General features: G+C 69.1%; 14 protein-coding genes. 10 read left to right on the top strand and 4 right to left on the bottom strand.

The features are described 5' to 3' along the window. Positions 1 to 7: 7 nt before the first annotated feature. The 3 genes from ACEZHJ_RS06955 to ACEZHJ_RS06945 are packed head-to-tail and all read left to right on the top strand — an operon-like array spanning position 8 to position 1,751. On the top strand, positions 8 to 910 hold the full coding sequence (locus ACEZHJ_RS06955; protein ID WP_163139383.1) for an MBL fold metallo-hydrolase: 903 nt from the start codon (positions 8 to 10) through the stop codon (positions 908 to 910). After that, on the top strand, positions 907 to 1,344 hold the full coding sequence (locus ACEZHJ_RS06950) for a YeeE/YedE family protein (protein ID WP_018718534.1): 438 nt from the start codon (positions 907 to 909) through the stop codon (positions 1,342 to 1,344). The genes ACEZHJ_RS06955 and ACEZHJ_RS06950 overlap by 4 nt, the downstream gene beginning before the upstream one ends. Continuing rightward, the gene (locus ACEZHJ_RS06945) at positions 1,341 to 1,751 is read left to right on the top strand and encodes a DUF6691 family protein (protein WP_018718533.1); all 411 of its coding nucleotides are present in this window, start codon (positions 1,341 to 1,343) and stop codon (positions 1,749 to 1,751) included. Before ACEZHJ_RS06950 ends, ACEZHJ_RS06945 begins: the two co-directional genes overlap by 4 nt. 15 nt (positions 1,752 to 1,766) lie before the next feature. Here the strand turns inward: ACEZHJ_RS06945 and arfB are convergent, their stop codons facing one another. After that, complete coding sequence (gene arfB, locus ACEZHJ_RS06940) at positions 1,767 to 2,210, bottom strand: alternative ribosome rescue aminoacyl-tRNA hydrolase ArfB (RefSeq protein ID WP_163139384.1); 444 nt, start codon at positions 2,208 to 2,210, stop codon at positions 1,767 to 1,769. Between the two features lie 205 nt (positions 2,211 to 2,415). On the opposite strand from arfB, the gene ggt reads away from it, so the two are divergent. Together ggt and ACEZHJ_RS06930 are read left to right on the top strand one after the other, a co-directional pair. Continuing rightward, entirely contained in the window at positions 2,416 to 4,146 is a 1,731-nt protein-coding gene (gene ggt / locus ACEZHJ_RS06935) for a gamma-glutamyltransferase (RefSeq protein WP_163139385.1), read from the top strand. Further along, positions 4,143 to 4,826 (top strand): glutathione S-transferase, encoded by a 684-nt coding sequence (locus tag ACEZHJ_RS06930; RefSeq protein WP_018718530.1) that lies wholly within the window; start codon positions 4,143 to 4,145, stop codon positions 4,824 to 4,826. Before ggt ends, ACEZHJ_RS06930 begins: the two co-directional genes overlap by 4 nt. 127 nt (positions 4,827 to 4,953) lie before the next feature. Here ACEZHJ_RS06930 and metH read toward each other — a convergent pair whose 3' ends face one another. Continuing rightward, positions 4,954 to 8,640: a methionine synthase gene (gene metH, locus ACEZHJ_RS06925; RefSeq protein ID WP_018718529.1), complete on the bottom strand. Its 3,687-nt coding sequence runs from the start codon at positions 8,638 to 8,640 to the stop codon at positions 4,954 to 4,956. A gap of 412 nt (positions 8,641 to 9,052) precedes the next feature. Here metH and ACEZHJ_RS06920 point away from each other — a divergent pair, with 412 nt between their 5' ends. Further along, positions 9,053 to 10,330: a bifunctional O-acetylhomoserine aminocarboxypropyltransferase/cysteine synthase gene (locus ACEZHJ_RS06920; RefSeq protein ID WP_163139386.1), complete on the top strand. Its 1,278-nt coding sequence runs from the start codon at positions 9,053 to 9,055 to the stop codon at positions 10,328 to 10,330. Between the two features lie 35 nt (positions 10,331 to 10,365). On the opposite strand, the gene uvrA is transcribed toward ACEZHJ_RS06920, so the two are convergent. Next, entirely contained in the window at positions 10,366 to 13,209 is a 2,844-nt protein-coding gene (uvrA, locus tag ACEZHJ_RS06915; RefSeq protein WP_163139387.1) for an excinuclease ABC subunit UvrA, read from the bottom strand. 98 nt (positions 13,210 to 13,307) lie between these two features. Between uvrA and ACEZHJ_RS06910 the strand changes: the two genes are divergently transcribed. Both ACEZHJ_RS06910 and ACEZHJ_RS06905 read left to right on the top strand, forming a co-directional pair. After that, positions 13,308 to 14,528, top strand: a complete 1,221-nt coding sequence (locus ACEZHJ_RS06910) for an MFS transporter (RefSeq protein WP_240466168.1) — start codon at positions 13,308 to 13,310, stop codon at positions 14,526 to 14,528. Positions 14,529 to 14,583: 55 nt separating this feature from the next. Further along, the gene (locus ACEZHJ_RS06905; RefSeq protein WP_163139388.1) at positions 14,584 to 16,308 is read left to right on the top strand and encodes a bifunctional sulfate adenylyltransferase/adenylylsulfate kinase; all 1,725 of its coding nucleotides are present in this window, start codon (positions 14,584 to 14,586) and stop codon (positions 16,306 to 16,308) included. Here ACEZHJ_RS06905 and ACEZHJ_RS06900 read toward each other — a convergent pair. Then, the gene (locus ACEZHJ_RS06900) at positions 16,295 to 17,266 is read right to left on the bottom strand and encodes a sensor domain-containing diguanylate cyclase (RefSeq protein ID WP_018718524.1); all 972 of its coding nucleotides are present in this window, start codon (positions 17,264 to 17,266) and stop codon (positions 16,295 to 16,297) included. The genes ACEZHJ_RS06905 and ACEZHJ_RS06900 overlap by 14 nt on opposite strands. Before the next feature lie 258 nt (positions 17,267 to 17,524). On the opposite strand from ACEZHJ_RS06900, the gene ACEZHJ_RS06895 reads away from it, so the two are divergent. Together ACEZHJ_RS06895 and ACEZHJ_RS06890 are read left to right on the top strand one after the other, a co-directional pair. Beyond that, positions 17,525 to 18,802 carry a nucleotide sugar dehydrogenase gene (locus ACEZHJ_RS06895; protein WP_018718523.1) on the top strand — a complete coding sequence of 426 codons (1,278 nt, stop codon included), beginning with the start codon at positions 17,525 to 17,527 and terminating at the stop codon, positions 18,800 to 18,802. A 47-nt stretch (positions 18,803 to 18,849) separates the two neighbouring features. After that, on the top strand, positions 18,850 to 19,854 hold the full coding sequence (locus ACEZHJ_RS06890; protein ID WP_163139389.1) for an NAD-dependent epimerase: 1,005 nt from the start codon (positions 18,850 to 18,852) through the stop codon (positions 19,852 to 19,854). Positions 19,855 to 20,186: the final 332 nt, after the last annotated feature.

Raw genomic sequence — 20,186 nt, 5'->3', positions numbered from 1 at the left:
TGCCGCGATGAGTGCACGTCCCGAAGTCAGGCAGTTCCTGCACGAACCCACGTCCACGTTCTCCTACGTGGTCTGGGACCCGCAGACCCGGCGTGCCGCGGTGATCGACTCGGTGCTCGACTACGCCGAGAACGCGGGGCGCACGGGCACCGACAGCGCCGACGGGATCATCGAGTTCGTGCGCCGCGAGGGCCTGGAGGTGGAATGGGTGCTGGAGACCCACGCCCATGCGGACCACCTGGCCGCCGGTGCGCACATCCGTGACCGCCTCGGTGGCACCACCGGCATCGGCGAGGGGATCCGCACGGTGCAGCGCCACTTCCGCGACGTCTACAACCTGGAGCGGGGCTTCCTGCCGGACGGCTCGCAGTTCGATCACCTGTTCGCGGACTACGAGACCTTCCACGTCGGCAACATCGAGGCCCGGGCCATTCCCACGCCGGGGCACACCTCGGACAGCCTCACGTACGTGATCGGTGACGCGGCCTTCTGCGGGGACACCCTGTTCATGCCGGACGGGGGAACCGCGCGCTGCGACTTCCCCGGCGGCAGCGCATCGGTGCTCTATCACTCGATCATGCGGCTCTACGAGCTGCCGGACGAGACCCGGCTGTTCGTGCTCCACGACTACCGTCCCAACGGCCGCGAGTATCGCAACGAGGCCACGATCGGCGAGCAGCGTGGCGGCAACATCCACGTGCGCGACGGCGTCACCGAGGCGGAATTCGTCGAACGCCGAGAGGGGCGTGACCGGACCCTGGACCTGCCGCGGCTGATCATCCCCGCGGTGCAGGTGAACATCCGTGCCGGGCGGCTGCCGCCGGCGGAGGACAACGGGGTCGCCTACGTGAAGATCCCCATTGACCGGCCCGGGGATTTCAGCCAGAGCTATTCGGGGGAATCCGCATGACGATCGTGCCCTTCGAGCCGGTTCCCGCCCTGGCAGGGGGGATCCTCATCGGGCTCGCCGCCACCATCCTGTTGTGGCTGAACGGGCGGATCGCGGGCATCAGCGGCATCGCGGCCGGGGCCATGGAGGAGCACGGTGGCGAGCGCCTGTGGCGGCTGCTCTTCCTCGCCGGCATGATCGCCGGTGCGGGGGCCGTCTACGTGCTCTGGCCGGCGGGGGCGGTGCTCCACAGCGGGCTGCCGCTGTGGGCGGTGCTGGCCGCCGGTGTCCTCGTCGGCTTCGGTACCCGCCTGGGCAGCGGCTGCACCAGCGGCCACGGTGTCTGCGGGCTCGGGCGGCTGTCGCCGCGCTCGCTGATCGCCGTGATCACGTTCATGGCGACCAGCATCGTCACCGTGTTCGTCGTCCGGCACGTACTGGGGGTGGCGTCATGATCCATCTCGTGAGCATTGTCGCCGGGCTGCTGTTCGGCGCCGGCCTGGCCCTTGCGCAGATGACGGACCCGGCGCGGGTGCTCGGTTTCCTTGATCTCACCGGCCGCTGGGACCCGACCCTGGTGTTCGTTCTTGCCGGGGCGGTGGCCACCACGCTGATCAGCTTCCGCTTCGTGCTGCGCCGTCCCCGGCCGGTGTTCGCACCGGCCTTCCAGCTGCCGACCCGCAGGGACATCGACGCGCGGCTGATCGGCGGTGCCGTGGTGTTCGGGGTCGGCTGGGGTGTGGCGGGCTTCTGCCCCGGGCCGGGGATCGCGGCACTGGCGCTGGGCAGTGTGGTGCCCCTGACCTTCGTCGTCGGGCTCGCCGGCGGCATGATCCTCTACCGGTTCACGGCCCGCCCCTGAAGCGGTCCGCTGCCGTCACTCCGTCGGTGGTGTACGGCGCATCGCCTTCTTGCGCCCGTGGCGGACCTTGCGGTCCGTGCGCCGGCGGCGTGCGTTGCGGCTCGGGCGGGTGGGTACCCGTGTCGCCGGCGTCTCGGTGAGCCCGCGCAGCAGGGCGCGCAGGCGCTCCAGGGCGTCCTGGCGGTTGAGGGCCTGGCTGCGGTGGCGGCGGGCGCGGATCACGACCACGCCGTCCGCGGTCACGCGGTGATCGCTGCACGCCAGCAGGCGCTCCTTGTAGAAGGCCGGCAGCGACGACGACTGGCTGTCGAAGCGCAGGTGCACGGCGGTGGCGACCTTGTTCACGTTCTGCCCGCCGGGGCCGGGGGCGCGCACCGCCGAGAGCTCGATCTCGTCCAGCCCGATCGCCACGTTGCGCGAGATGCGCAGTACCTTGTCATTGTCCGGGTCGATACTCATCGATCACAGCCTACTACGTTGACGTGCCCCGGCGCGCCCCGTCCCCGAGGCCGTGTGTCCGGCCGCTTCGGCGTTCCGGAACTCGCCGGCAGGGGTGCAGGTGTCCGGGGCGGTGACCATACTGGTGGCCGGACTAATGGTGTGCCGGCGCCCGGCGGTTGAGCCGGGTGCCGGGCAGGGCAGATACGGACAGCGGGAGAGCGGCATGATCGAGGGGATTCGACGGCGGGTGCTGGCGCTGGCAGCGGTGGCGCTGGTGTGGGGGCCGGCGGGCCACGCGGCGGAGGCTATCCTCGCGGGGGAGCGCTTCCGGCCGGTGACCGCGGACGGCGGCATGGTGGCGACGAGTCATTACATCGCCTCCCGGGTGGCGCGGGACGTGCTGCGTGACGGCGGTAACGCCGTGGACGCGGCGGTGACCGCGGGCTTCGCCCTGGCGGTGACCCAGCCGCGCTCGGGCAACATCGGCGGCGGCGGGTTCATGCTCGTCTCCGACGAGCGCAGCGGCGAGGTGGTCGCCATCGACTACCGCGAGACCGCCCCCGCGGCGGCCACCGAGACCATGTTCCAGAACGCCGAGGGCGAGGTCGTGCCGGAGCGCTCGCGTTTCAGTGCGAACGCCTCCGGTGTGCCCGGCACCGTCGCGGGCCTGGCGCTCGCCCTGCGCCGCTACGGCACGCGTTCGCTGGCCGAGGCCCTGGCACCGGCGATCCGCCTGGCGGAGGAGGGCTTCGAGGTCCCGCCGCGTTTCGCCGAGGGGCTGACCTCGGCGCGGGACCGGCTCGGGCGCTGGCCGTCCAGCCGGGCCAAGTTCTTCCATGACGACGGCACGCCCTACCGTGCCGGCCAGGTCTTCCGTCAGCCGGCGCTGGCGCGGACCCTGCGGCGGATCGCCGAGCAGGGGCCGAAGGGGTTCTACGAGGGCGTGACCGCCGAGCGCATCGTCTCGACCCTGCAGCGCCACGGCGGGATCATGACCCTGGACGACCTCGCCGGCTACCGGCCGGTGGTGCGCGAACCGGTCCATGGCCGCTACCGCGGCTACGACGTCTACTCCATGGGGCCGCCGTCCTCCGGCGGCACGCACATCGTGGAGATCCTCAACATCCTCGAGGGTTACGACATCGCCGCGGCCGGACACAACTCGGCACGCACCATCCACCTGATGGCCGAGGCAATGAAGCGTGCCTACGCCGACCGGGCGCGTTACCTCGGCGACAGCGACTTCGTCGACGTGCCGGTGGCGGGGCTCACCAGCAAGGCCTACGCCGGGGCGCTGCGCGGGGAGATCGACCCGGAACGGGCGACGCCGGCGGACGCGGTTGCCGCCGGCGATCCCTGGCCGTACGAGTCCAACGAGACCACGCACTTCTCCATCGCCGACGGCGACGGCCTGGTGGTGGCGAACACCTACACCCTGAACTTCAGCTACGGCTCGGGGCTGGTGGTCGACGGCGCGGGCTTTCTCATGAACAACGAGATGGACGACTTCTCCGCCAAGCCGGGCGTGCCCAACGCCTACGGGCTCATCGGCGGCGAGGCTAACCGGATCGAGCCTGGCAAGCGCATGCTCTCGTCCATGTCGCCGACCATCGTGAAGAAGGACGGCCGGAACCGCCTCGTCACCGGCAGCCCCGGCGGCTCGCGGATCATCACCACGACGCTGCAGGTGATCATGAACGTCATCGATCACGACATGAACATCCAGACCGCGGTCAACGCGCCGCGGGTGCACCACCAGTGGCGGCCCGACTATATCCGCATCGAGCAGGGCATCAGCCCGGACACCATCGCCGGACTGGAGGCCATGGGCCACCGCGTGAAGCAGGAGCGCTCGATGGGGGCGATCCAGTCCATCCTCATCGATGCGGACGGCTTCCACGGGGCCGCCGACCCGCGCCGTCAGACGAGCGCGGCCATGGGGGTGAGCCGATGACCGCGCTCACGGTCCATCACCTCGCCCACTCCCGCTCCCAGCGCGTGCTCTGGCTGCTCGAGGAGCTGGACGCGGACTACCGCATCCAGTGCTACGAGCGCGACCCGGCGACCGGCCGTGCGCCGGCCGCGCTGCGCGCGGTCCACCCGCTGGGCCGCTCGCCGGTGATCACCGACGGCGAGCGGGTGGTGGCGGAGTCCGGGGCGATCATCGAGTATCTCCTCGACGGTCATGACCCGGACCACCGCTTCCGCCCCGCCCCGGGTACGGAGGCCTTCCTCGATTACCGTTACTGGCTGCACTACGCCGAGGGCTCGGCGATGCCGCCGCTGCTGCTGAGCCTGGTCTTCGACCGGCTTGGCGGGCCGGCGGCACCTTGGCTGATGCGCCCGCTGCTGCGGCGGATCGCCGCCGGGGTGCAGTCGGCCTTCGTGGGGCCCGAGGTGCGCGCGCACCTGGACTACCTGGAGGACGTGCTGCAGCGCCGGACGTGGTTCGCCGGTGAGGCGTTCACCGCCGCCGACATCCAGATGAGCTTCCCGGTGGAGGCTGCGGTGGCGCGGGGTCTGGCGGGACCGGAGCGTCCCCGGCTGAACGCGTTCGTCGAGCGTATCCGCGGGCGGGCCGCCTATCAGCGCGCCCGGGAGCGTGGCGGGCCGTACGACCTCGCGGCGCTATAGCAGGGGTCAGAGCGAGTACTGGTACGCGGCGGGCATCGGGCCGCGTCCGCCGTGATCTGACATGACGGCCGGGTGGAAAGGGCGGTGGAGCCCGCCGGGCACGCCGGCGGACTCCCCGGGCCCCGGGTCAGCCCTCGTCCGGGTCGTAGCCGAGGTTCGGGCTGAGCCAGCGCTCCGCCGTGGACGGGTCCATGCCTTTGCGGTGGGCATAGTCCTTGACCTGGTCGCGGAAGATGTTGCCGAGACCGAAGTAGCGGCTGTCCGGGTGGGCGAAGTACCAGCCGGAGACCGCCGCCGTCGGCACCATCGCCTTGGACGAGGTCAGCTCGATACCGGCGTTCCCGCGCACGTCGAGCAGCTCCCAGAGCAGATCCTTCTCGGTGTGGTCCGGGCAGGCCGGGTAGCCCGGCGCCGGCCGGATGCCCTGGTAGTTCTCCGCGATGAGGCCGTCGTTGTCGAGCGCCTCGTCGGCGGCGTAGCCCCAGTACTCGCGGCGCACCTTCTGGTGGAGCATCTCGGCGAAGGCCTCGGCGAGCCGGTCGGCCAGGGCCTTGAGCAGGATGGCGTTGTAGTCGTCGTGATCGGCCTCGAAGCGTTTCACGTGCTCGTCGATGCCGATGCCGGCGGTCACCGCGAACGCCCCCATCCAGTCCTGGATGCCGGTGTCCTTGGGCGCGACGAAGTCGGCGAGGGACTGGTTCGGCCGGCCCTCGGGCTTCTCCGTCTGCTGGCGCAGGTGGTGGGTTACCAGGCGCACGTGCTCACGGGAGTCGTCGGCGTATATCTCGGTGTCGTCACCGACGGCGTTGGCCGGGAACAGCCCGAACACGGCCCGCGCGGTGAGCCACCGCTCCTCGACGATCTGCGCGAGCATGGCGCGGGCGTCGTCGTAGAGCTTGCGTGCCTGCTCGCCCTGCTTTTCGTCGTCGAGGATCTTCGGGAACTTGCCCGTCATCTGCCAGGCCTGGAAGAACGGAGTCCAGTCGATGAACTCGACGAGCTCCTCCAGCGGCTGGTCCTCGATGACGTGGACGCCGGGCTCGCGCGGAGTGACGGGCTCGTAGGACTGCCAGTCGACGGGCGTGCGGTTGGCCCGCGCGTCCTCGATGGTGAGCCATTTCTGCTTCACCTGGCGCCTGGCACGCTGCTCGCGCACCCGCTCGTACTCGGTCTTGATCTCGGCGACGTAGTCCTCGCGCTGGGTGTCGCTGAGCAGCTTCGAGCACACGCCGACGGCGCGGGAGGCATCCTTCACGTAGATGGTATCGCCGCTGTACTGCGGCTCGATCTTCACCGCTGTGTGCACCCGGGAGGTGGTGGCGCCGCCGATGAGCAGCGGGACGGTGAAGCCGCGGCGCTCCATCTCCTTGGCCATGTCCACCATCTCGTCCAGCGACGGGGTGATCAGCCCGGAGAGGCCGACGATGTCGGCGCCGTGCTCCTCGGCCGCGGCCAGCGTCTTCTCGTTGGGGATCATCACCCCGAGGTCGATGACTTCGTAGTTGTTGCACTGGAGCACGACCGCGACGATGTTCTTGCCGATGTCGTGGACGTCGCCCTTCACCGTGGCCAGCACGACCTTGCCGTTGGACTGATCGCCGTCGCTCTTCATCGCCTCGATGTAGGGGATGAGGTGGGCGACGGCCTTCTTCATCACGCGCGCGGACTTCACCACCTGGGGCAGGAACATCTTGCCCGCGCCGAAGAGGTCACCGACCACGTTCATGCCGTCCATCAGCGGGCCCTCGATGACCTTGATGGGGTGGTCGAACTGCTGGCGGCACTCCTCGGTATCGTCCACCACGTATTCGGTGATGCCCTTGACCAGGGCGTGCTCCAGGCGCTTCTCCACCGGCCACTCGCGCCACTCCAGGTTCTTCTCCTCGGCCTTCGCGCCCTGGCCCTTGAACTCCTCGGCGCGGTCGACCAGGCGCTCGGTGGCGTCCTCGCGGCGGTCGAAGAGCACGTCCTCGACCAGCTCCAGGAGCTCCTTGTCGATGTCGTCGTAGACGTCGAGCTGGCCGGCGTTGACGATGGCCATGTCCAGCCCCGCCTGGATGGCGTGGTAGAGGAACGCCGAGTGCATGGCGCGGCGCACCGGCTCGTTGCCCCGGAAGGAGAACGACAGGTTGGACAGCCCGCCGGAGACCTTCGCGTGGGGCAGGTGGGTCTTCACGTGCCGCGTCGCCTCGATGAAGTCGATGGCGTAGCGGGCGTGCTCCTCGATGCCGGTGCCCACCGGGAAGATGTTCAGGTCGAAGACGATGTCCTCGGGCGGAAAGCCGATCTCCTCGGTGAGGATCCGGTAGGCGCGCGCGGCGATCTCGGTGCGCCGCTCCAGGGTGTCGGCCTGGCCCTCCTCGTCGAAGGCCATGACGATGACCGCGGCACCGTAGCGGCGCACGAGCTGCGCCTTCTTGCGGAAGTCCTCCTCACCCTCCTTGAGGCTGATGGAGTTGACGATGCCCTTGCCCTGGATGGTCTGCAGGCCGGCCTCCATCGCCTCCCACTTGGAGGAGTCGACCATGATCGGCACCCGGGCGATGTCCGGCTCGGAGGCGACCAGCTTGAGGAAACGGTCCATGCACTCGACGGCGTCGAGCAGGCCCTCGTCCATGTTGATGTCGATCACCTGGGCGCCGTTGTCCACCTGCTGGCGGGCGACGTCCAGCGCCGTGTCGTAGTCCTCCTCCTTGATCAGGCGCTTGAACCGCGCCGAGCCGGTCACGTTGGTGCGCTCGCCGACGTTGACGAACATGTCGCCGTCGCCGACGTTCAGCGGCTCCAGGCCCGAGAGACGCAGTGCCGGGGACAGGCTCGGGATCTCGCGGGGCGCGACGCCGTCCACCGCGTCGCGGATCGCGGCGATATGCTCGGGGGTGGTGCCGCAGCAGCCACCGACGATGTTGAGGAAGCCGCTCTCGGCGAACTCCCGGATGAGCTTCGCCATGTATTCCGGCGACTGGTCGTACTCGCCCATCTCGTTGGGCAGGCCGGCGTTGGGGTGGGCGGACACGTAGGTGTTGCTCGCCACCCGGGAGAGATCCTGGATGTAGGGACGCAGGTCCTCGGCACCGAGCGCGCAGTTCAGGCCGATGGAGAACGGCTCGACGTGGCGCACGGAGTTCCAGAAGGCCTCGGTGGTCTGCCCGGAAAGGGTGCGCCCGGAGGCGTCGGTGATGGTGCCGGAGATCATCACCGGGACCTTGCGGCCGAGCTCCTCGAACAGCTGTTCGAGCGCGAACAGGCACGCCTTGGCGTTGAGGGTGTCGAAGATCGTCTCGACCAGGATCAGGTCGGCACCGCCCTCCACCAGCGAGTGCGCGGCCTCGAGATAGTTCTCGCGCAGCTCGTCGAAGGTGACGTTGCGGTAGCCGGGGTTGTTCACGTCCGGCGAGATCGAGGCGGTGCGGCTGGTGGGGCCGAGCACGCCGGTGACATAGCGCGGGCGCTCCGGGGTCTTCTCCGTCCACGCGTCGGCGCATTCGCGCGCCAGGCGGGCCGCCTCGCGGTTGAGCTCGGGGACCAGGTCCTCGGTGTCGTAGTCCGACTGTGACAGCCGCGTCGCGTTGAAGGTGTTGGTCTCGATGATGTCCGCGCCGGCGGCCAGGTTGGCCTCGTGGATCTCGCGGATGAGATCCGGCCGGGTGAGCGTGAGCAAGTCGTTGTTGCCCTTGAGCGAGCTGGGGTGCTCGGCGAAGCGCTCACCGCGGAAGTCCGCTTCCTCGAGGGGCTGCTTCTGGATCATGGTGCCCATGGCACAGTCCAGGAGCAGGATACGATCGGCGAGATCACGCTGTATGCGATCGGACATGTAGAAACCTGTCTGTTGCTGCGAATGCTTCTCTGCGGGCAGTGCACGGTCCGCGCCTTTCAGTGGCGTTGTGCGCCGCCGGTGGGGTCCGCCAGGTTGGTGCGTTGCGCTATCGCTCGCCCGGTGGCGATGTCCGTACGGCAGGCCGGGCGTCACGTCGATAGGCCGCGACTGGGGTACCTCCTGGAATCAATAGACCATCTTCTCATGCTTTGCGCTCGTTTCAAGTATCAGCGCATTTCCATCAATCTGTGTAATAGTGAGTATGAGTCCGGGGCCAAGAGCGAGGGCATGTCCGCGGTGAGTAGGACTGTGGCGCCGCGGTATATGCATATTCCCGTTCACGCGTGTCTACGGGTGACGGAGCGGTTACCATCGGCGGTCGTAGTCCGAACCGTGGAGGAGAGTGGCCGTGAAGCTCGAAACCCTTGCCGTGCATGCCGGTTATGACCCGGAGCCCACCACCAAGGCGGTGGCGGTGCCGATCTACCAGACGACGTCCTACGCCTTCGACGACACTCAGCACGGGGCCGATCTGTTCGACCTCAAGGTCGAGGGCAATATCTACACCCGCATCATGAACCCCACCAACGCCGTGCTCGAGCAGCGCGTCGCCGCGATGGAAGGTGGCATCGGTGCCCTGGCGGTGGCCTCGGGGATGGCGGCGATCACCTACGCCATCCAGTGCATCAGCCGCGCGGGGGACAACATCGTCGCCACCAGCCAGCTCTATGGTGGCACCTACAATCTCTTCGCCCACGGGCTGCCGAACCAGGGCATCGAGGTGCGCTTCGTCGATGCCGACGACCCCGAGCGGCTCGCGGAGCTCATCGATGATCGGACCAAGGCGGTGTTCTGCGAGACGGTGGGCAACCCCAACGGCAACATCGTGGACGTGGCGCGCTTCGCCGCCATCGCCCACGAGGCCGGCGTACCCCTGATGGTGGACAACACCGTGCCGACCCCCTGTCTCTGGCGGCCAATCGAGCATGGCGCCGACATCGTAATCCACTCGCTGACCAAGTACATGGGTGGCCATGGCACCACGGTGGGCGGGGTGATCGTGGACTCCGGAAACTTCCCCTGGGCCGAGCAGGCGGCGCGTTACCCCATGCTCAACGAGCCGGACCCCTCCTACCACGGTGTCGTCTACACCGAGGCCCTCGGGGCGGCCGCCTACATCGGCCGGTGCCGGGTGGCGCCGCTGCGCAACATGGGCGCGGCGCTGTCGCCGTTCAATGCCTTCCAGCTCCTGCAGGGCATCGAGACGGTGCCGCTGCGCATGGAGCGCCACTGCGAGAACGCGCTGGCGGTGGCCCGCCATCTCCGCGATCACTCCCAGGTCAAGTGGGTCAAGTTCGCGGGCCTGGAGGAGAGTCCCCACCACGATCTCGCGCGCAAATACATGGATGGCCGGGCCGCGAGCATCCTGAGCTTCGGGATCGAGGGCGGGGAGGCCGCCGGTGCGCGCTTCATCGACGCGCTCCAGCTCATCGTCCGGCTGGTGAACATCGGTGACGCCCGCAGCCTCGCCTGCCACCCGGCGACCACCACCCACCGCCAGCTCAACGATGAGGAGCTGGCCTCCGCGGGGGTGAGCCGGGACATGGTGCGGCTGTCGGTGGGCATCGAGCATGCCGAGGACATCATCGCCGACATCGACCAGGCCCTCGCCGCGGCGAACGGCTGAGCCATCCCCGGGCCCGCGGGCGCCGGCCCGCGGGCTCAGCCCCCGCTGCCGGTGCGCGCGGTGTCCCCCGGCAGCATCCCGCGCAGATAGCGCCCGGTGTGTGAGGCCTCGACGCCGGCCACCGTCTCCGGCGTGCCGGTGGCCACCACACGGCCGCCGCCTTCGCCTCCCTCCGGTCCGAGGTCCACGATCCAGTCCATGGTCTTGATGACGTCGAGGTTGTGCTCGATGACGATTACGGTGTTGCCGTGCTCGCGCAGCCGGGTGAGCACCTCGAGGAGCTGGGCGATGTCGTGAAAATGCAGCCCGGTGGTGGGCTCGTCGAGGATGTAGAGGGTGCGTCCGGTATCCCGCTTGGCGAGTTCGCGGGCGAGTTTCACGCGCTGGGCCTCGCCGCCGGAGAGGGTGGTGGCGCTCTGGCCCAGGCGCACGTAGCCGAGCCCCACCTCCATGAGTGTGCGCAGCTTGCGCGCGATCACCGGCACCGGCTCGAACAGCGACAGCGCCTCCTCGACGGTCAGCTCCAGGACCTCGTGGATGTTCAGCCCCTTGTAGCGCACCTCCAGGGTCTCGCGGTTGTAACGCTGGCCCTGGCAGATGTCGCAGGGCACGAACACGTCGGGCAGGAAGTGCATCTCCACGCGGATCACGCCGTCGCCCTGGCAGGCCTCGCAGCGCCCGCCCTTGACGTTGAAGCTGAACCGTCCCGGCCCGTAGCCGCGTGCCCGCGCCTCCGGCGTGCCGGCGAAGAGCTCGCGCACCGCGGTGAACAGCCCGGTGTAGGTCGCCGGGTTGGAGCGTGGCGTGCGCCCGATGGGGCTCTGGTCGATGTCGATGACCTTGTCCAGCGCGTCCAGCCCCTCCAGGCCGTCGCAGGGGGCGGCGTCCAGGCTGGCGCGGTTGAGGCGGTTCGCCGCGTGGGGATGCAGGGTCGCGTTGATCAGGGTCGACTTGCCCGACCCGGACACGCCGGTGATGCCGATCATCAGCCCGAGCGGCAGGTCCACGTCCACGGCGTGGAGGTTGTTGCCCCGGGCGCCTCGCAGCCGCAGCCAGGCATCGCCGGGGGCGACCCGCCGGGCCGGGACCTCGATGGCCCTGCGGCCGGCGAGGTAGTCGCCGGTGAGCGAGGCCGGCTCCGCCTCGATGGCGGCGGGTGGCCCCTCGGCGATGACGCGCCCGCCGTGGGTGCCGGCACCCGGGCCCATGTCCACCACGTGGTCCGCGGCGCGGATGGCGTCCTCGTCGTGCTCGACGACGATCACGGTGTTGCCCATGTCGCGCAGGCGTAGCAGGGTGTCGAGCAGGCGCTGGTTGTCGCGCTGGTGCAGGCCGATGGAGGGCTCGTCGAGCACGTACATCACCCCGACCAGGCCGGCGCCGATCTGACTGGCCAGGCGGATGCGCTGGGACTCGCCCCCGGACAGGCTGTCGGCACCGCGGTCGAGGCTGAGGTAGTCCAGGCCCACGTTGACCAGGAAGCTCAGCCGCTCGCGGATCTCGCGCAGGATGCTTTCGGCGATGTCGCCGCGGGCGCCCGCCAGGGCGAGGCCGGCGAACAGTTCCCGGGCCCGGCCGACGGACAGCGCGGAGACCGCGGGCAGGGTGTGTTCACCGACGTACACGTGGCGGGCCGCCTCGTTGAGCCGGGAACCGTCGCAGTCCGGGCAGCGCCGGGTGCTGATGTAGCGCCCGAGCTCCTCGCGCACGGCCGTGGAGTCGGTCTCGCGATAGCGGCGGTCGAGGTTGTTGAGCACGCCCTCGAACGGGTGCGCACGCACGTGCTCGCCGCTCGGCCCGCGGTAGCGGAAGGTGATCTCCTCGTCGCCGCTGCCGTTTAGGAGCACTTCGCGGACGTGGGCGTCCAGGTCCTGCCAGGGGGTCTCCACGTCGAAGCCGTAGTGTGCGGCCAGGGCGTCGAGGATGCGACTGTAGTGCGCGTTGCGACGGTCCCAGCCGCGGATGGCGCCACCGGCGAGGGACAGCTCGGGGTGGGCGACCACCCGTTCCGGGTCGAAGAACTGGTGCACGCCCAGGCCGTTGCAGGTGGGGCAGGCGCCGTGGGGGTTGTTGAACGAGAACAGCCGCGGCTCGAGCTCGGCGACGGCGTAGCCGCACATCGGGCACGTGTGGTGCGCGGTGTAGAGCGGCTCCGGGGTATCACCGTCGTCCATGTCGGCGACGCGCAGCAGCCCGTCGGACAGGCCCAGGCAGGTTTCCACCGAATCGGCGATGCGCCCGGCCTGGTCCGGGCGCACGCGCAGCCGGTCCACCACTGCCTCGATGGTGTGCGTCTGTTCCGGGGGCAGGGTGGGGACGTCGTCGAGCTCGTGGACGTGGCCGTCGATCCGTACCCGGATGAAGCCCTGGGCGCGGAGCTCGTCGATCAGCGTCTCGGTGCCGCCGGCCTGCGGGTGCAGGGGGGCGAGCAGCATGATCCGCGAGCCCTCATCCAGGGCCAGCACGCGATCCACCATCTCGCTGACGGTGAGCGCGCTCAGGGCGATGCCGTGCTCCGGGCAACGGGGCGTGCCCGCGCGGGCGAACAGCAGCCGCAGGTAGTCGTGGATCTCGGTTACCGTGCCGACGGTGGAGCGCGGGTTGTGGGAGGTCGCCTTCTGCTCGATGGAGATCGCCGGGGACAGCCCCTCGATATGGTCGACGTCCGGCTTCTCCATCATGGAGAGGAACTGCCGGGCATAGGTGGACAGCGACTCGACGTAGCGGCGCTGGCCCTCGGCGTAGATGGTGTCGAAGGCGAGGGAACTCTTGCCCGAGCCGGAGAGTCCGGTAATCACCACAAGCCGCTCCCGGGGGATGGCCAGCGTGATGTTCTGCAGGTTATGGGTGCGGGCACCCTGAATAAAGATATGATTCATCGAATTAGGACCGGCGTAGCCAACCTGATAGTATACCGGGTCTGTCAATTCGGCTGCGTCCTCGAATCCATTCATCAGCGATCAGGGCAGTCAGGATCTTGGGTAACAGCACACGCCACTCCAGCGGTCCCATGAACGGCGCCGAGCGCCGGGCGACAGCGGGACTCGCCACTATCTTCGGTATGCGCATGCTGGGGTTGTTCCTCATCATGCCGGTTTTCACGCTCTATGCGGACGCCCTCGGCGGGTCCACGCCCACGCTGATCGGTTTCGCCATCGGCGCTTACGGGCTCACGCAGGCGCTGCTGCAGATCCCCATGGGCGTGCTCTCCGACCGCCTCGGTCGCCGGCCGGTGATCATCGGGGGGCTGGTGGTGTTCGCCCTGGGCTCGGCGGTGGCGGCGATGTCGGGCACGATCTGGGGCGTGATTGCGGGGCGCGCGCTGCAGGGTGCCGGGGCCATCGCGGCCGCGGTGATGGCGCTGGCCGCGGACACCACCCGGGAGCAGCAGCGTACCAAGGCGATGGCGTTGATCGGGATCAGCGTCGGGCTGGCGTTCATGCTGGCGCTGGTCATCGCGCCGGAGGCGGCTGCGGCGATGGGCCTTTCGGGGATTTTCTGGCTCACGGGCGCGCTGGCGCTGGTGGCGCTGGCGCTGCTGGTCTGGCTGGTGCCGGTGCCGACGACCCGCAGTCATGACCGCGATATCCGTGCCGGGACCTTCGGCGAGGTGCTTCGCAACCCTGACCTGTTGCGCCTGGATGCGAGCGTGATGGTGCTGCACATGATCATGACCGCGCAGTTCGTGGTCCTGCCGGTGGTGATCGCCGATGTGGCGGGACTGGCGCCCGCGGACCACTGGAAGATGTACGTGCCGGTGATGGCGATCTCGGCGCTGCTGATGTTCCCGGCCATCGGTGTGGGCGAGGCCAAGCGGATCATGCACCGGCTGATCGCCGCCGCCGTGGTGGTGCTCATCGTCGGCGAGGTGGCGCTGGCGGACGCGGCCGCCGTCGGTCCCTGGGCCCTGGCGGGGGCGCTGGTGGTGTATTTCACGGCCTTCAACGTGCTCGAGGCCAGCCTGCCCTCGCTGGTCACGCGCTTTGCCCCTCAGGCGGCGCGGGGCGCGGCGCTCGGGGTGTTCTCGACGTCCCAGTTCACCGGCGCGTTCATCGGCGGTGTGCTCGGCGGTGCGGCCTACGGGCGCTTCGGTCCCACCGGCGTGTTCATTGGCGGGGCGGTGCTGGCCGCGGTCTGGCTGGTGTTGATCAGCGGGCTGTCGGCGCCGGTCACCGCGGGGGCCTCCCAGGGGGCGTAGCCGCGGCCGGCGCCCGGCGATCGAATTCTCTACGGTTCAGCAGGAAAGGAGTGACATGACCAAGCTCATCGAGCCCCACGGCGGGGAGCTCAAGGAACTCTACCTTGACGAGGCGGCGGCTGCGGCCGAGAAGGAGCGGGCCCGCGACTATCCGAGCTGGGACCTCACACAGCGCCAGCTCTGCGACCTCGAGCTGCTGCTCAACGGCGGCTTCTCGCCGCTGGAGGGGTTCCTCTCGCCCGCCGACTACGATCGGGTGGTCGATGAGATGCGCCTCGCCGACGGCACGCTGTGGCCGATCCCGGTGACCCTCGATGTCTCCGAGGCGTTCGCCGAGGGGGTCGGGGAAGGGCAGCGCATTGCGCTGCGCGACCCGGAGGGCGTCCTGCTGGCGGTTATGGATGTCGAGGCGCTGTGGCGGCCGGACCGCGAGCGCGAGGCGCAGGGCGTGTTCGCCACGACGGACACCGCCCATGCCGGTGTGGACTACCTCCTCAACCGCAGCAATCCGGTCTACCTCGGTGGTCGCGTCTACGGCGTGAGCGAGCCCGTGCACTATGACTTCAACCACCTCCGCGCGACGCCGCGCCAGCTGCGCGAGCGCTTTGCGCGCAGCGGCTGGCGGCGGGTGGTGGCGTTCCAGACCCGTAACCCGATGCACCGGGCCCACGTGGAGCTGACTTTCCGCGCGGCCAAGCAGGCCGAGGCCAACCTGCTCATCCAGCCGGTGGTGGGCATGACCAAGCCGGGAGACGTGGATCATTACTCCCGCGTGCGCTGCTACGAGCACGTGCTCAAGAAGTACCCGGAGCAGACCACCGCGCTGTCGCTGCTGCCGCTGGCCATGCGCATGGGTGGGCCCCGCGAGGCGGTCTGGCACGCGATCATCCGGCGCAATTACGGCTGCACCCACTTCATCGTCGGGCGCGACCATGCGGGTCCGGGCAAGGGCAGTGACGGCCAGCCATTCTACGGCGAATACGACGCCCAGGAGCTGGTTACGCGCCACGGCGAGGAGCTCGGCATCACCATGGTGCCGTTCCAGATGATGGTCTACGTCAAGGAGCGCGCGGAGTACGCGCCCATCGACGAGGTCGACGAGTCCCGCGAGACGATGCTCCAGATATCGGGCACGGAGTTCCGCCGGCGCATGCGCGAGGGGCTGGATATCCCGGACTGGTTCGGCTATCCGGAGGTGGTCGAGGAGCTGCGCCGGACGTTCCCGCCCAAGCACCTGCAGGGCGTGACCCTCTTCTTCACGGGGCTCTCCGGTTCGGGCAAGTCCACCGTCGCCAACGCGGTGATGGCCAAGCTCATGGAGCTGGGCGGTCGCCGGGTGACCCTGCTCGACGGCGACCTGGTGCGCAAGAACCTCTCCAGCGAGCTCGGTTTCTCCAAGGAGCACCGCGACCTCAACATCCAGCGTATCGGCTTCGTCGCCAGCGAGATCGCCAAGAATGGCGGCATCGCCATCTGTGCGCCGATCGCGCCGTACGCGGCGACCCGGCGCCAGGTCCGCGGGATGGTGGAGGAGGCCAACGGCGGCTTCGTCGAGGTGCACGTGGCGACCCCGCTGGAGGTCTGCGAGGCGCGGGACCGAAAGGGACTCTATGCCAAGGCGCGTGCCGGTATCATCAAGAACTTCACCGGTATCGACGACCCCTATGAGGCCCCGGAGTCCCCGGAACTGGTGCTGGACACCACGGACTCGACGCCGGACGAGGCGGCCCAGGAGGTCATCCTCAAGCTCGAGCAGCTCGGCTACATCAGCCTGCGCTAGCCGGGCGCGGTCGGATATCCCCGGGGGGCGCCGCCCCCCGGTGGCAGTCGCGTCCCGCGGCCTTCGCCTGGTAGAGCGCGGAGTCGGCGCGCATGATCACGCTCTCCAGCTCCACGTCTTCCACGCCGGCCGTGGCCACGCCCACGCTGATCGTCACCGGGATGTCCATGCCCTCGAAGGGCAGTGCCTCTCCGCGAATGCGCTGGGTCAGCCGTGCCGCGATCTCCTCGGCGGCGCCGCTGCCGGCATCCGGCAGGCCAATCAGGAACTCATCCCCACCCACCCGTGCGATCAGGTCGCCGGGCCGGATAACCCCCTCGATCTGCCGCGCGACCCAGCTGAGCACCCGGTCGCCGGCGGTATGGCCGAAGCCGTCGTTGATCTGCTTGAACTGGTCCACGTCGAGCAGCAGCACCGACAGCCGGCTGTGTCCCTGCCGGGCCCGCTGGTGGAGTCGCCCGAGCTGCAGCAGTGCCGTGCGCCGGTTGCACAGGCCGGTGAGATCATCGGTGGTGGCGAGCCGCCGGAGCTCTTCTTCCAGGGCCTTGCGCTCGGTGACGTTGAAGGCCACCCACAGGACCACGGGTTCGTCCGCCTCGTAACCGGGCAGCGGCAGCACCCGGCCGTCGAACCACTGCGGCGTGCCGGCCCGAGGCGAGCGCCGGCGCTCGTTGTCGAGACTGCGTACCTGACGGGCGCTCAGCGTGTACTCCACGCGCTGCAGCTCGCCGCTGCCGAGCGCACGGTGTACCACGTCGAGGAAGTGGTCGGCCGTCTCGGCCGGCAGTACCTCATGGAGGGTGTGACCGGTGAGGCCGCGGCCGTCCTCATAGAGGCGTTCGTCGACCCCGCCGATCACCTCCAGATAGCGGCCGCGGCGGTCGATGACGAAGGAGATGTCGGGAAACGCGCCGAGCACCGCCTCCAGCTGGCGGTTCCGCCGCGAGGTCGCGTCCATCTGTGCCCCTTCTTCCCTGTCGCAGCTTTGCCATGCACCCGAATGCACCGGAGCGTCCCCCGTTTCTGGTCTACATCGCCAGTGTAGCCTCCCGGCGACGTCCCGCCGGGGCAGCGCCCGGCGGGACGTCACCGGTGGCCCGATGAAGGCCGGGGAAAGCCGGATGAATGCCCCGCCGCGGGGATGGCTGTGCGCTGGTGCGGCGCGGTATCGTTGCATCGCCCGAAGTATTTTCCGGACAGGGATGGAATTACACCGATGAGCGATGAAACCGTCAGTCCCCGCGTCGCCGTCCTCGGTCTCGGCTACGTGGGTCTGCCGCTGGCCGTGGCCTTTGCGCGCCACTATCCGGTCGTGGGCTTCGACGTGAAGCGCGCCCGGGTCGAGGCGCTGCATGAAGGCCGGGACGATACCCGCGAGGTCTCGCCGGCGGAGCTGGCGGAGGCCGATGGGCTCACGATCACCGATGACCTCGAGGCGCTGCGCGACTGCAACGTCTATATCGTGACCGTGCCCACCCCCATCGACAGCGGCCGCCAGCCGGATCTGTCCCCGCTGCGCGCGGCCAGCGAGACCGTGGGCCGGGTGGTCTCGCCGGGGGATGTGGTGATCTACGAGTCGACCGTTTATCCGGGCGCCACCGAGGAGGTGTGCGTGCCGGTGATCGAGCGCACCTCGGGGCTGGCGTTCAACCGCGACTTCCACGCGGGCTACAGCCCGGAGCGGATCAACCCCGGCGACCGCGCCCACCGTGTTACCGATATCGTCAAGGTCACCTCCGGCTCCACACCGGAGATCGCCGATTTCGTGGACGCCCTCTACGCGCGGGTGATCACCGCCGGTACCCACCGGGCGAGCAGCATCCGGGTCGCGGAGGCGGCCAAGGTCATCGAGAACACCCAGCGCGACGTCAACATCGCGCTGGTCAACGAGCTGGCCATCCTGTTCGAGCGCATGGGCATCGACACCCAGGAGGTGCTGGCGGCGGCGGGGACCAAGTGGAACTTCCTGCCGTTCCGCCCCGGCCTGGTGGGGGGGCACTGCATCGGTGTCGACCCCTACTACCTGACGTTCAAGGCCCAGCAGATGGGGCATCACCCGGAGATGATCCTGGCCGGGCGGCGCATCAACGACGGCATGGGCGGCTACGTGGCGGCCCAGGTGGTCAAGCTGCTGACCAAGCGCAAGCAGCCGGTGGTTGACGCCCGCGTCCTAGTGCTGGGGCTGGCGTTCAAGGAGAACTGTCCGGACCTGCGCAACACCCGGGTGGTGGATATCATCGCCGAGCTCGAGGACTATCACGCCCACGTGAGCGTACACGACCCGGAGGTCGTCGCCGCGGAGGCCGAGGCGGAGTACGGCATCCGTCTGGTCGGCGAGCCGGAGCAGGGCGGTTACGACGCCGTGGTCCTCGCGGTCGCCCATGACCGCTTCCGCGAGCTCGGTGCGGATCTGCGCGGCCTGCTCCGCCCGGGCGGGGTGCTCTACGACATCAAGGGGGCGCTGCCCCGTGACTGTGTCGACGGCCGCCTCTGAGCGGCCGCCGGCGCAACGCCATTCTCTGAGACAGCAACGGGAAGACCATGAAGGTACTCGTCACCGGCGCGGCCGGGTTCATTGGCTATCACGTCGCCGAGCGGCTGCTCGCCCGCGGTGACGAGGTCGTCGGCCTCGACAACCTCAACGACTACTACGACGTCACGCTCAAGCAGGCGCGCCTGGCCCGCCTGGAGGGGGCCGACGGTTTCCGGTTCGTGCGCCTCGACGTCGCCGACCGCGACGGCATGGCCGCGGTCTTCCGCGAGGGCTTCGACCGGGTTATTCACCTGGCCGCCCAGGCGGGGGTGCGCCACTCGCTGGAGGACCCCCACGCCTACGTGGATTCCAACGTGGTCGGGTTCATGAACATCCTGGAGGGGTGCCGGTACAACGACGTCGGCCACCTCGTTTACGCCTCCACCAGCTCGGTCTACGGCTCGCACACGAGCATGCCGTTCTCAGAGCACGACCCCGTCGATCATCCCCTTGCCATCTACGCGGCCACGAAGAAGGCCAACGAGCTGATGGCCCACAGCTACAGCCACCTGTTCGGGCTGCCCACCACCGGGCTGCGCTTCTTCACCGTCTATGGACCGTGGGGGAGGCCGGACATGGCGCTGTTCAAGTTCACGCGGGCGATACTCGCCGGCGAGCCCATCGATGTGTTCAACCATGGTCACCACCAGCGCGACTTCACCTTCGTCGACGACATCGCCGAGGGGGTGGTCCGTGCCTGCGACCACGTCGCCGCCGCCAACCCGGACTGGGACAGCGACCGCCCGGACCCGGCGAGCAGCGCCGCGCCGTACCGCGTCTACAACATCGGCAATAACCGGCCGGTGGAGCTGATGCGCTACATCGAGGTGCTGGAATCGTGCCTGGGCAGGAGTGCGGAGAAGCGCATGCTGCCGATGCAGCCGGGGGACGTGCCGGACACCTACGCGGACTCCTCGCTGCTGGATCAGGCCGTCGGCTACCGTCCCTCGACGAGCGTTGAAGAGGGCGTGGCGCGTTTCGTGGACTGGTACCGGGATTACTATCGCGTGTGAGCCGCGTTACGGGTTGTTGACCGCTCGTCAGATGTGGCTATAATGCGCGCTCTCTTGTCGGGCGAAGGGTCTGGTGAGGGGCGCCCCGGAGGCGGTTTTCGGACTGGAAGTTACGGGGCGTTGACAGGTATTCAGGATGCACTAGAATGCCTGTTCCCGGTTGGGGCGAAGGCGACGAGCCGAGGCCCTGACGGGGCGGAACAAAGGGGTTGACGCGGCATTCAGGCGCTGTAGAATACGCGCTCTTCGCCGCTTCAAGGCGGCCCTGAAGCTCTTTAACAATACGGATCAGATGGCTTGTGTGGGTGCTTGCGTCGCTGGTGTTGACCGGC

Source organism: Arhodomonas sp. KWT2, assembly GCF_041949875.1.
Classification (GTDB): domain Bacteria; phylum Pseudomonadota; class Gammaproteobacteria; order Nitrococcales; family Nitrococcaceae; genus Arhodomonas; species Arhodomonas aquaeolei.
This window is presented reverse-complemented; position numbering and strand designations above follow the sequence as displayed.